We start from the raw sequence: 10,834 nt of genomic DNA, 5'->3' as shown, positions 1-10,834 counted from the left end.
GAGCGGGTAGCGGGAATCGAACCCGCGTGGCTAGCTTGGGAAGCTAGTGCACTACCACTGTGCTATACCCGCATGTCTCATTTCGGCGGGTAGGCCGCAAACCTGCGGTTTGCGGCACTCCCGTCGCCGACCCGCCTTCAGCGGGTACCCCGGCTCGGTCGCGGGAATCGAACCCGCGTGGCTAGCTTGGGAAGCTAGTGCACTACCACTGTGCTATACCCGCGTCGCTCGCTACCGCTCGCTTAGAAGTTCATATTATAGCAGCGTTTGCTTTAATGTGCGTGTTGCGGATTCAGGGTCGGGGGCCGCACAGATGGCGCGGACGACGGCGACACATCGAGCCCCGGCTGCAATCACCTGTTCCACGTTCGTCTGGTTGATGCCCCCAATGCAGATGATGGGGATGCCCACACGGGATTGGACTTCATTGATCAAATCCAGCCCGATGCTGCCGTAGGTTGGCTTGGTTGGCGTGGGAAACAGCGGGCCCAGTCCGATGTAATCAGCACCCGCCAGGTCGGCGGCCAAGGCTTGCTCGAGGCTATGCGTGGATTGACCGATGAGTTTTGATGGGCCGAGGAGCCGCCGAGCCTCGGCGATTGAGGCATCCGCTTGCCCAAGATGCACGCCGGCAGCATCGACCGCTTGCGCCACATCGATGTGATCGTTGATGATGAGCGGAATGCCTGCGGCGTTCGTCAGCGGCAGCAGCCGCCGCGCCTCTTCGGTGAGGCGCTGGGGTGTCGCGGCTTTATCGCGTAGCTGAATGACGTCGGCTCCGCCACGAATGGCAGCAGACGTTAGCTCAGCCAGGTTGCGAGAACCAACCGCAGCCCGGTCAACGATGACGTACAATTGCCAAGAGGATTTCACGTTCGAGCGCATAGGCTTGGAATCTCAAGTGTTGAAATGCCCGGCTATGGCTCACGGTAATGAGCCGGGAACATTCTTCGAGCGCTCGCAGCGATTCTTTCGCTCGCTGGAAATTGATCAGCAGCGATTGCTCGAGTGATGCCACGGAGGAAGCCGCGGCGCGCTTGCCCACGTCGTGGCGGCTATCTCGGGCGCGAAGCAGTTCCGTCACATCGATGGGGAGCGCGCGCACGGCCCGCGCGATGCCGTGGCGGAGGCTTCGGAGCCTCCGGGTGAGTTGCGGCTTGGCATAATGGAAGCGGACGATATCTTCGCAGACGCGCAGGCCCTCCATCGCCCGATTCGCATTCGCGTCAATCAAGCGGAGGATCGACGTCCGGGATGTTGCGGTTACCTTCGCGCGCGGATCCGTTGAATTAACCGTGAGGTTGAATACCCTGGCTGCAACGGGATGCGCAGCACGCGGCCGCCGTGTCGCTCGACAGTGTGGCGGCCGACAATCGCGTGCGCTGCCCAGTCCGCGCCTTTCACGAGCACGTCGGGGCGAAGGGCACTGATGAGGCGCTGCGGGGTTGGAGCATTGAAGATCGTGATGTAGTCGATGCTGGAGAGCCCGGCCAGGACCATCGCGCGGTCTCGCTGGTTGACCACCGGCCTCCCGGGGCCCTTCTGAAGCCTCCTGACCGATTGATCGCTGTTGAGGGCGACGATGAGCACGTCGCCAGCACGCTTCGCCTGCTCGAAGAGCTTCACATGGCCAGGATGCAGCAAGTCGAAGCAGCCGTTGGTGAACACGATGCGCTGGCCGCGGGCCGCGGCCCGCCGAACCAGGGGGATGAGGGCGGAGCGCGTCCTGATCTTACGACGCGCAGCTGCCGTGAGATAGGCCGAGGGCATCTTCCACCAATCCGCAGAGGATGTGGCCGATCGCTAAGTGGGCTTCCTGAATTCTGGCGGTCACCGGGCTTGGCACGCAGATGCACAGGTCGCAGACGCCAGCCATCGCGCCGCCGGAGCCGCTGGTCAGCCCGACGGTGGCAATCCGCATGGCCTTGGCTTGCCGCAAGCCGTTGATCACATTCGGCGAATTGCCGGAGGTGGAAAGGCCGAGGGCCACATCTCCGGCTTGCCCTAATCCTTCAAGCTGCCTGGAGAAAATCTGCTCATACGCGTAGTCGTTGCCGATCGCGGTCACGCTGGCCATATTCTCGGTGAGCGAGATCGACGGCAGCGACCGGCGGTCCTTTCGGAAGCGTCCGACAAATTCCGCCGCCATATGCTGGCTCTGGGTGGCCGAGCCGCCGTTGCCGAACCAGACGATCTTCCCTCCAGCGCGGATGGCCTCGCTCATCATCTGCGAAGCGTTCGCGATGCGCGCGATCTGCTCCGCCGGCAGCGCATTCATCACCTGAGCGCTCTCCCGGAGGCTTACGGCAATCACGTCGTGGACATGCATCGAGGTTCCGTGACGGCGGTCATCCAAAGAAGATTTTCGCGATGTGATAGAGATCCATATCGAGGGTTTTCAGTTTGCCGGTGCCTGCCTCAATCGGCACGTCCACGATTTTATTGCCGTTTAAGCTGACCATGGTGCCGAACTTTCCGGCGGCCACCAGTTCGACGGCGGCCACCCCGAAGCGCGTGCCGAGGACCCGGTCAAAGGCGGTCGGGCTGCCGCCGCGCTGGATGTGCCCAAGGACCGTCACGCGCGTTTCAAACCCGGTCTGACGCTCGATGAGCTCCGCCAACAGCTGGCCGATGCCGCCCAGCCGCACGTGGCCGAATTCGTCGAGCTTTTCCGCCACGGTGATGTTGGCGTCCTTTTTGAACTGCGCGCCTTCAGCCACCACGATGATGCTGAAGTCTTTGCCGCGGGCGTGCCGCTTCTTGATGATCTCGCACACCGACGTCGGATCAATCGGCTCTTCCGGAATGAGAATGACGTCCGCGCCCCCCGCAATACCGGCATACGCGGCGATCCAGCCGGCGTGCCGGCCCATCACCTCGGCCACCATGATCCGGTGGTGGCTTTCCGCCGTGGTGTGCAGCCGATCAATCGCCTCCATCGCAATATTGACGGCGGTGTCAAACCCGAACGTGAAATCAGTCGCCGAGAGGTCATTATCGATTGTCTTGGGCACGCCCACAACCTTGACCCCCTCCTTCGTCAATTTGGTGGCCACGCCAAGCGTGTCCTCCCCGCCGATCGCCACCAAGGCATCAAGCTGCAGCCGCTTGATCGTCTCCTTCACCTTGGCGACATCTTCGGGTTTCTTATAGGGATTGGTTCTCGAGGTGCCAAGGATCGTTCCTCCGCGAGGCAGAATCCCGGAGACCGCGGCCAGATCCAGCGGCAGACACTCGCCGGTGATCAGCCCCTTCCACCCATTGCGCAGGCCGATCACCGTCATCCCGCGCTGAATGGCGGTGCGCGTCACCGCGCGGATGACGGGGTTTAAGCCAGGGCAATCGCCTCCCCCGGTCAGCACGCCAAGCCGTTTGATTGGGATCATTCCCCGTCTCCTTGTTGCTGCAAATGCCGTTCCAAGTAGTTGGTGGAGAGCTGGCCCCGCCAGAAGGTGGGATCGCTGAAAATCTGCTTGTGCAGCGGGATCGTGGTGCAAATCGGCTCGATGAAAAACTCATCGAGCGACCGCTGCATCGTTCGGATGGCGTCTTCCCGATGCGTCCCCGTCGTGATTACTTTCGCGAGCAGGGAGTCATAAAACGGCGGCACGTCGTAGCCGGTGAACACATGGGTGTCCACGCGAACCCCGCGCCCCCCCGGAATCTGGAACTCCGTGATGCGTCCGGGACACGGGATAAAGTCGTTGGCGGGGTCTTCCGCATTGATGCGCGCTTCAATCGCCCACCCCTCCACGGCGACATCTTCCTGCTTTATCCCTAAGGATTCCCCGGCGGCCACGCGGATCTGCTCTTTCACCAGGTCAAGACCGGTCACCATTTCCGTGACCGGATGCTCGACTTGGATGCGGGTGTTCATCTCGATGAAATAAAACGTGCCGTCGGAGTTCAGCAGGAATTCCACCGTGCCCACCGAGTGATAGCCGCACGCCTTGGCGGCGCGCACGGCGAGCTCCCCCATTTTGCGCCGCAGCTTATGATCCACCGCCGAGGAGGGCGATTCCTCGATCAGTTTCTGGTGGCGCCGCTGGATGGTGCAGTCCCGCTCGCCGAGATGAATCGTGTGGTTGTGCTGGTCGGCCAGGATCTGGAACTCGATATGGCGCGGTGCTTCGAGGTACTTTTCCACGAAGACGTCGGCGCTGCCGAAGCTGGCGTCGGCCTCGGCTTGGCAGGTGGTTAAGGCGCTGATGAGCCGCACGTCATTATGGCAGACGCGCATGCCGCGCCCTCCGCCGCCGGCGGCGGCTTTAATGATGATCGGGTAGCCGATCCGCCGCGCGGTTTTCAGCGCATCGTCTTTGTTTTTGATGGCGGTCATGCTGCCGGGAATGATGGGGATGCCGGATTTCCGCATCAAGTCCTTCGCGGCGATTTTATCCCCCATCAGCCGGATGGATTGCGCCGAGGGGCCGATGAAGGTGATGTTGCAGGAGTCGCAGATCTCCGCAAAATGCGCGTTCTGCGATAAGAACCCATACCCCGGGTGGATGCCGTCGACATCGGTGATTTCCGCGGCGCTAATGATGGCTGGGATGTTGAGGTAGCTCTGCTCCGCCTTGGGGCCGCCGACGCAGATGGCTTCATCGGCCAGACGCACATGGAGGCTGGCGCGATCCGCTTCAGAATAAATGGCGACCGTGCGGATGCCCATTTCCTTGCACGCGCGGATGACCCGCACGGCGATTTCCCCTCGGTTCGCAATCAGTATTTTTGAAAACATCAGGATAGCGGAACAGGCTTACCGAGGTTCGATCGCGAAGAGCGGCTGTCCAAATTCCACGGCAGCGCCGTTCTCCACCAGCACATCCGTGATGCGGCCGGCGACTTCGGATTTGATCTCATTCATCAGCTTCATCGCTTCAATGATGCACACGACCTGTCCCACGTCGAGATCTTGTCCAACGTCCGCGAACGGCGGCGCATCCGGGGCGGAGGCTCGGTAAAAGGTGCCGACCATCGGCGATTTGATGATGGTGCGGTGGGGTTCTTCGGCCATGCGCGCCGCCGCCGGAGCCGCGGCCGCGGGTGCTGCGGGATGGGCGACGCCGGTGACATACTCCACAAGGTGCGGTGTCGGGCTTAAGGAGGCTTTCTTCAGTCGAATGCGCAGCCCCTGGTGCTCCATTTCGAGCTCAATGAGGCTGCGGGCCTCCATGAGCTCGAGCATCTCTTCAATGAGCCGAAACGCTTCCCGCTCGGATGACTTGCGCGGCTTCTCCACAGGGCCCTCCTGGTTAGACGCGAGAGACGTAGGTGCCGGTTCGGGTATCCACCCGAATGAGCTCGCCGGTATCGACAAAGAGCGGCACTTGAATAGTCGCTCCGGTTTCAAGTTTGGCCGGCTTCATCCCGGCTTTGGAGGTGTCGCCTCGGATGCCGGGTTCGGTTTCGGCGATATGCACATCCACAAACATCGGCGGCTCAATCCCGATCAACTGCCCATCGTGAAATTGGCCTTCAAGCTCCATGTTCTCCTTCAGGAAGCCCTCGGCGTGTTTCATGACCTCGGCGGGCACCGTGACTTCTTCGTAGTTCTTCGTATCCATGAGGTGGAAGGTATCGGCGGTGCGGTAGAGATACTGCAGCGTCCGTTTCTCAATGTAGGCTTCCTCGAATTTCTCCCCGGCGCGGAAGGTGCGCTCAATGACGGAATCATCGGGAAGCCGCCGCAGTTTCGTGCGGACGAACGCCCCGCCCTTGCCCGGTTTCACATGCTGGTACTCGATAATGGTCCATAGCTGCCCATCCATGAGGATGGTCTTGCCGCTTGAGAATTCGGTTGTTGAGATCATCACGGCGCTCCACCGCGCGCGGTCAGCGCCGCTTGCGCTTTGTTGCCGCCACGGGTTTCCCGCGCCGGGCCGGAGCCCCGTCTCCAGGTGCGGCGCTCGCGGCGTCCCGGAGCGCGATGGCGGCGTCCAGGGCGAGCCGGTAGCTGAGCGGGCCGAAACCGCTGACCACACCGCGGCAGACCGGCGCGATGAGCGAGTGATGGCGGAACGGCTCTCGGGCGGCCACATTCGACAGATGCACCTCGATCGCGGGGATCCCTGAGGCCTCGATCGCATCGCGGATGGCGAGGCTCGTATGCGTGTACGCCGCCGCGTTGATAATCAGCGCGTCAAATCGGCCGCGCCCCGCCCCGATGCGCTCGACGAGCTCGCCTTCGTGGTTGGACTGGACGATGGTCAGGATGACGCTTCGTTGGGCGGCGGCCCGCTTGAGCTCGCCGTTGATCGCATTTAGATCCGCGGAGCCGTAGATGGCGGGCTGGCGAGCGCCCAAGAGCTGCAGGTTTGGACCATGAATCACCAGAATGTTCATGGGCGTTGTTCCGCCTCTTCGATCAGCATGACGGGAATCCCATCCCGGATGGGATACCGGCGTCCGCACTGCACACAGACAAGCTGCTCGCCCTCGAGCTTGACCTCCGTCTTGCACGCCGGGCAGGCGAGAATCTCCAACAGCTGTGGGTCAATCATGCGACAGCGTCCTCCTTCTGTGATGGGGTGGGTTGTTCCAGCGCGACAGGCGGCGGTTCGGAACGCCGATACTCATCGATACGCTGGATTTTCTGATCGAGCCGTTGAGCGCTGGTGAGTGAAATTTCCCGGTACTTTTCTTGCGTCTTCTCCATCAGTTTTCCCAGTTCCTCAAAGCGCGTCTTGAACTTTTCATAATCCTGGCGAAACCCGTCAATGGCTTTCACGATGTCGTGGACGCCCTGAGTATACCGATAATGCTCCCAGGCCTGCCAGATAATCCGCACGACGGCGTACAAGGTCCAGGGGCCGCAGAGGATGGTTTTCCGCTTCAGGCACTCATCCATCAGCCCTGGCTCCCACTCATTGATCAGCCCGTAGACTTGTTCATTCGGAATGAAGATCAGAATATAATCAACACTCCGCTCCGATTCCGACAAATAATTCCTGCGTTCCATCTCCCGCACGTGGTCTTTCACATCCCGCAGAAACGCCTCCTGGTAGGCCGGTTGTTCGGCCTCGCGCGCTCCGACAAATTTGATGTAATTGTCCAAGGGGAATTTCACATCCATGAACAGGCAATGCGAGTCGGGCAGCATGAACGTGTAATCGGGGCGCCCGGACACAATTTCCTGTTCTTTGTGATAATGGATGCCTTCTTGCAATCCGCAAAAGCGGAGGATATCCTCGGCCATTTTTTGTCCCCATTGACCGCGGATCCTGGAATTTCCTAAGACAGCAACGAGATTGGCGGTCGTGCGGTGCAGTTGATCATTGCCTTGCACGACCCGATCGAGTTCGTTTTTTAACTGCCCGAATTTTCGGTCGCGATCCGACTCAAAGCCTCGCACGAGCGTTTCGTACTTTTCCAGCTGCTCCCGAAGCTGTCCGACTGTGGAGTCGACGGCGCGTCGCTCAGTTTCCAGATCGCCAAGCTGTTGGGTGCGCTCGGTCGCGAAGCGCTGGGACGCGACGACAAGAAATTCCTGCGTGGCGGCGGTCAATGAGCTTTTGACTTGGTCCTTGATCCAGTGGCTGATTTCCCGTCGGGCGACCCACAAGAAGAGGACGCTGATGCCAAGCAACGCACCCAGGCCGAGCCACAGGAGCATCGTCGTTAGGTTCCGGCTTTGGTCATATACCGCATGCGCAATTGATACAAGGCGTCGGTCAGCAGGCGCTGCTCATCCACGCTGAGATTGCCCTTGGTTTTTGTCTCAAGGATGCCGAGCAGATCGATGAGGTATTTGGCCTGCGTGAGGTTGGCGGCTTGCTTGCGAGTCACCGGATGGGGCATATCGCCGAGCGCAATGAAGGCTTCCATCGCCAAGCTGGAGATGAACAGATCAAACTGCGCGTGGGGCGCCTCGCCGCTCTCGGCCTGAGGGGCCGACGGCCCGGCCGGCCCTGCCGCAGGGGCTGGGGCGGGTGCCTGCGCGGCGTGCTCCTTCCATGATTCATCAACGCGTTTCTTTATCGGTTCATCCATTTTAGCGACTGTGTCCATTGGGAGAGATGATCACTTGGGCATGGCGGCCGATGGTCAGATACCGTTTGGCCGCGGCATTCACCATGGAGACCGTGATCCCGTTGATCTTCGCTTCATAGGATCGCCAGGCATCACACCCAACACCGTAGAGCTCATCGAGCGCGGCGCGTTTCGACAGCCCGATCAGATGCTGCACCTCCATCCGGTGCGCGCCGATCAAAAACCGTTTCGCCTGCTCGACCTCATCCGGCGTAAAGCCGCGGGCGGCGGCGAGGCGCAGCTGCTCATCCAGCACGTGCAGGACCTTGTCTTGGTCCTGCGGGCGCGTGGCCGCGTAGATCATGACATAGCCAGGATCCCATCCGGGCACGTTGACCGCGCCCAGCGTGTACGAGAGCCCATGCTGCTCTCGGACGGATTGAAACAACCGCCCGGACATGCCCGAGAGGACCGCCGTCATGACGTCAAGCCCGTACCGGTCATCCGAGGCGTACGTGTTGCCCAAAAATCCCAGCATGATGACCGCTTGCTCTCGATCCATGGCGCGAGTGGCGGTGCGCAGCGTGGTCACGGTTTCTTCCGGCAGGCGCTCCGGCCAGTTCGCGTTGGCTGGCCCAGCGGCGCCGAAGAGGCGGTTCAGCTGCTGGGCCGCGGCTGACGGGTCGATGTCGCCGAAAACGGCGATGACGCTGTTGGATGGGCTCATCCACCGCGTGGAAAACTCCAGGCACTGCGTTCGGCCAAGGCGGTGCAAGGTCCGGCGGTCGCCCAGCGGATTCAACCGGTACGGGTGCTGGCCGAAGAGCGTTTGACGCAGAAGGCGTCCGCCGACATCGAAGATCTCATCGTCCTGAGCGTCGAGCTGCTTCGCCATCAAGCCGCGCGCAATCTGCAGCTCCTCCTCCGGAAACGTCGATTGCGTGATCAGTTCATGCGCGAGGGCCAACCCTTGCTCGACATCTTTTGACAGCAGCTGCACGGAGACGCCGAATCCATCGCGGCCGCTGAAGGGCTCCAGCGTGCCGCCCAGCGACTCGATCTGCCGCGCGATCTCAAACGCCGAATGGCGCGCCGTGCCCTTCGTGAGCAGCTGCGCGACCAGGTACGAGAGGCCCTCCGTGTCCTCGGTCTCCGCGCGCAGGCCTCCTCGAAAGGCGATGACGATGGCGGCGATCGGCAGCGTATGGTCCGCGCCGATCAATGCCGTGGCCCCGCTCGGCAGCCGCGTCTTCGTGACCGGCATGGGGGCCGCCAACGGTTGTGCCATCGTCGGTGCTACGGCTGGCCGCGGGGGCCGAATGACGGCCGTGGTCATCGTGGAAGGATCGCAGAACCGCCGCGCGGCCTCTTGCACCGCGGCCGCCGTGACCTGCTGGATGCCGCGGACATACCGCGCTGAAAACAGCGGGTCGCCGGTGGCGGCCATGGAGGTCGCCAGATCCCCGGCTTTGGCTTCGATCGTCTGGCGGGCGAAGATGTAGCCAGCGCTCACGCTGTTTTTGGCTTTGTCCAGCTCGGCCGCGGTCACGCCGCCTTCGGTGATCTGCTGGAGCTGATCGAGGATGGCGGCGATGGCCGCCTCCGTCTTCTCCGGATCGGTGCGGAATTGGATCACAAAGGCTCCTGGGTCATATGGCGTATAGTTCCATGCGGTGATCGCATGCACGATATGCTGCGCGCGGAGGAGCGATTCGTACAGCCGCGAGCTGCGTCCTTCGCCAAGGATGTTGGCGAGGACGTCGAGCGGATACAGGGCCGGATCGGTCAGCCGCGTTGAGGAGAATCCGAGCATCCCATAGGCGGATTGCACCGGCAGCTCGATCACCGCGTCCTTCCGGGTGGCGGGCGGCGGTTCCATCGGCACGAGCTGCTGGCTCGGATCGGTCATCCCGCGCGGCCACGCCCCGAAGTGCTCCTTCAGCAGCCCCGGCATGGCGGCGGCATCGACATCGCCGACACAAGCCAGGGTGATCTGCTGCGGCTGGTATTGCGCCGCGTAGAACGTCCGCAGATCCTCGACCGTCAGCCGCTCAAGCAGGGGCCGATAGCCGAGGATGGGATGCCGGTACGGGTGCTCCAGAAAGTGGCGACTGAACCATGTCTGAGAGAGCCGGCGATCCGGATCATCCAGATTCATCTGCAGCTCCGAGATGATCACGGCGCGCTCTTTGTCGAACTCCGGCTGTTCAAACATGGCATGCTGCAGAATGTCCGCCAGCAGGGCCAGCGCATCCTTCAGGTGGCGGGATTCGACATAGAGCGACACCCCGGTCGTGTCGAATGACGTGAACGCGTTGATTGACCCGCCATACCGGCGGACTTCCTGATCGATCGTGCCGGGCGGACGAGATGGGGTGCCCTTAAAGAGCATGTGCTCGATGAAGTGGGTGATGCCGCTGCCGACATACCGGCCCTCCCCGCGCAGCCCGCCTTTGATGCGCGCTTCAATGGCGACCAGCGGCTGGCGGTGGTCGGCTTCCCACGCGGCCTGCAGGCCGTTGTCGAGCAGCAGCTGGCCCACCTGACGCCGGTCGTCGGCGGCAGACGCGATGGAGGCATTGGCGATCGTCATCATGGCGGTGGCGACCAACAAACAGTGAACCCCGCGTCGGGCGGGGTGAATGGGAGGGAACACTCGCTCAACGGACAGGCTAGGCGTTACGAGCGCGCCGGCTGATCGCCTGCCGCAATTCTCGGCGCTTGCGCTCGCTGGGCTTCTCATAATGTTTCCGAGCCTTCAGCGCCTTGAGGATGCCTTCGCGCTCCAGCATGCGCTTAAAGCGCCGTAACGCCTTCTCAAGCGATTCGTCTTCTCTGACTTCAACTCGTGGCATGCGGTCTC

At 61.9% G+C, this 10,834-nt stretch carries 14 protein-coding genes and 2 tRNA genes; all 16 read right to left on the bottom strand.

What is annotated here, in order from left to right; genetic code table 11:
* Window position 1: 1 nt before the first annotated feature.
* Window positions 2–72, bottom strand: a tRNA-Gly gene (locus HY737_05835).
* Between the two features lie 78 nt (window positions 73–150).
* Window positions 151–221: transfer RNA gene (locus HY737_05830), tRNA-Gly, on the bottom strand.
* 34 nt (window positions 222–255) lie between these two features.
* Entirely contained in the window at window positions 256–885 is a 630-nt protein-coding gene (thiE, locus tag HY737_05825; GenBank protein ID MBI4597903.1) for a thiamine phosphate synthase, read from the bottom strand.
* On the bottom strand, window positions 839–1,234 hold the full coding sequence (locus HY737_05820; protein ID MBI4597902.1) for a thiamine-phosphate pyrophosphorylase: 396 nt from the start codon (window positions 1,232–1,234) through the stop codon (window positions 839–841). Before HY737_05820 ends, thiE begins: the two co-directional genes overlap by 47 nt.
* A 29-nt stretch (window positions 1,235–1,263) precedes the next feature.
* On the bottom strand, window positions 1,264–1,770 hold the full coding sequence (gene rfaE2 / locus HY737_05815; GenBank protein MBI4597901.1) for a D-glycero-beta-D-manno-heptose 1-phosphate adenylyltransferase: 507 nt from the start codon (window positions 1,768–1,770) through the stop codon (window positions 1,264–1,266).
* Complete coding sequence (locus HY737_05810) at window positions 1,733–2,329, bottom strand: D-sedoheptulose 7-phosphate isomerase (GenBank protein ID MBI4597900.1); 597 nt, start codon at window positions 2,327–2,329, stop codon at window positions 1,733–1,735. Before HY737_05810 ends, rfaE2 begins: the two co-directional genes overlap by 38 nt.
* Window positions 2,330–2,348: 19 nt before the next feature.
* Window positions 2,349–3,386: a 6-phosphofructokinase gene (locus HY737_05805; protein ID MBI4597899.1), complete on the bottom strand. Its 1,038-nt coding sequence runs from the start codon at window positions 3,384–3,386 to the stop codon at window positions 2,349–2,351.
* Entirely contained in the window at window positions 3,383–4,741 is a 1,359-nt protein-coding gene (gene accC / locus HY737_05800; GenBank protein MBI4597898.1) for an acetyl-CoA carboxylase biotin carboxylase subunit, read from the bottom strand. The genes HY737_05805 and accC overlap by 4 nt, the downstream gene beginning before the upstream one ends.
* An 18-nt stretch (window positions 4,742–4,759) precedes the next feature.
* A complete protein-coding gene (gene accB / locus HY737_05795; GenBank protein MBI4597897.1) occupies window positions 4,760–5,188 on the bottom strand; it encodes an acetyl-CoA carboxylase biotin carboxyl carrier protein in 429 nt (142 codons plus the stop codon).
* A gap of 67 nt (window positions 5,189–5,255) precedes the next feature.
* Window positions 5,256–5,813: an elongation factor P gene (gene efp, locus HY737_05790; protein MBI4597896.1), complete on the bottom strand. Its 558-nt coding sequence runs from the start codon at window positions 5,811–5,813 to the stop codon at window positions 5,256–5,258.
* Between the two features lie 22 nt (window positions 5,814–5,835).
* Window positions 5,836–6,345 (bottom strand): type II 3-dehydroquinate dehydratase, encoded by a 510-nt coding sequence (gene aroQ / locus HY737_05785; GenBank protein MBI4597895.1) that lies wholly within the window; start codon window positions 6,343–6,345, stop codon window positions 5,836–5,838.
* Window positions 6,342–6,503, bottom strand: a complete 162-nt coding sequence (locus HY737_05780) for a Trm112 family protein (GenBank protein ID MBI4597894.1) — start codon at window positions 6,501–6,503, stop codon at window positions 6,342–6,344. The genes aroQ and HY737_05780 overlap by 4 nt, the downstream gene beginning before the upstream one ends.
* Window positions 6,500–7,615 carry a DNA recombination protein RmuC gene (locus HY737_05775; GenBank protein ID MBI4597893.1) on the bottom strand — a complete coding sequence of 372 codons (1,116 nt, stop codon included), beginning with the start codon at window positions 7,613–7,615 and terminating at the stop codon, window positions 6,500–6,502. Before HY737_05775 ends, HY737_05780 begins: the two co-directional genes overlap by 4 nt.
* 5 nt (window positions 7,616–7,620) lie before the next feature.
* A complete protein-coding gene (locus HY737_05770; GenBank protein MBI4597892.1) occupies window positions 7,621–7,992 on the bottom strand; it encodes a DUF1844 domain-containing protein in 372 nt (123 codons plus the stop codon).
* Window position 7,993: 1 nt separating this feature from the next.
* Window positions 7,994–10,627 carry an insulinase family protein gene (locus tag HY737_05765; protein MBI4597891.1) on the bottom strand — a complete coding sequence of 878 codons (2,634 nt, stop codon included), beginning with the start codon at window positions 10,625–10,627 and terminating at the stop codon, window positions 7,994–7,996.
* Between the two features lie 16 nt (window positions 10,628–10,643).
* Window positions 10,644–10,826 (bottom strand): 30S ribosomal protein S21, encoded by a 183-nt coding sequence (rpsU, locus tag HY737_05760; protein ID MBI4597890.1) that lies wholly within the window; start codon window positions 10,824–10,826, stop codon window positions 10,644–10,646.
* Between the last annotated feature and the right edge of the window lie 8 nt (window positions 10,827–10,834).

The organism is Candidatus Omnitrophota bacterium (genome assembly GCA_016209275.1).
Taxonomy (GTDB): Bacteria; Omnitrophota; Gorgyraeia; order Aquiviventales; family Aquiviventaceae; genus JACQWM01.
Note: the sequence above shows the minus strand (reverse complement) of the source record. Positions and strands in the feature narration are given on the sequence as shown.

Coding starts and splice junctions, on each gene's coding strand:
- thiE (MBI4597903.1), bottom strand. CDS start 885: ATGCGCTCGAACGTGAAATCCTCTTGGCAATTGTACGTCATCGTTGAC.
- rfaE2 (MBI4597901.1), bottom strand. CDS start 1,770: ATGCCCTCGGCCTATCTCACGGCAGCTGCGCGTCGTAAGATCAGGACG.
- HY737_05810 (MBI4597900.1), bottom strand. CDS start 2,329: ATGCATGTCCACGACGTGATTGCCGTAAGCCTCCGGGAGAGCGCTCAG.
- HY737_05805 (MBI4597899.1), bottom strand. CDS start 3,386: ATGATCCCAATCAAACGGCTTGGCGTGCTGACCGGGGGAGGCGATTGC.
- accC (MBI4597898.1), bottom strand. CDS start 4,741: ATGTTTTCAAAAATACTGATTGCGAACCGAGGGGAAATCGCCGTGCGG.
- accB (MBI4597897.1), bottom strand. CDS start 5,188: ATGCTCGAGCTCATGGAGGCCCGCAGCCTCATTGAGCTCGAAATGGAG.
- efp (MBI4597896.1), bottom strand. CDS start 5,813: ATGATCTCAACAACCGAATTCTCAAGCGGCAAGACCATCCTCATGGAT.
- aroQ (MBI4597895.1), bottom strand. CDS start 6,345: ATGAACATTCTGGTGATTCATGGTCCAAACCTGCAGCTCTTGGGCGCT.
- HY737_05780 (MBI4597894.1), bottom strand. CDS start 6,503: ATGATTGACCCACAGCTGTTGGAGATTCTCGCCTGCCCGGCGTGCAAG.
- HY737_05775 (MBI4597893.1), bottom strand. CDS start 7,615: ATGCTCCTGTGGCTCGGCCTGGGTGCGTTGCTTGGCATCAGCGTCCTC.
- HY737_05770 (MBI4597892.1), bottom strand. CDS start 7,992: ATGGATGAACCGATAAAGAAACGCGTTGATGAATCATGGAAGGAGCAC.
- rpsU (MBI4597890.1), bottom strand. CDS start 10,826: ATGCCACGAGTTGAAGTCAGAGAAGACGAATCGCTTGAGAAGGCGTTA.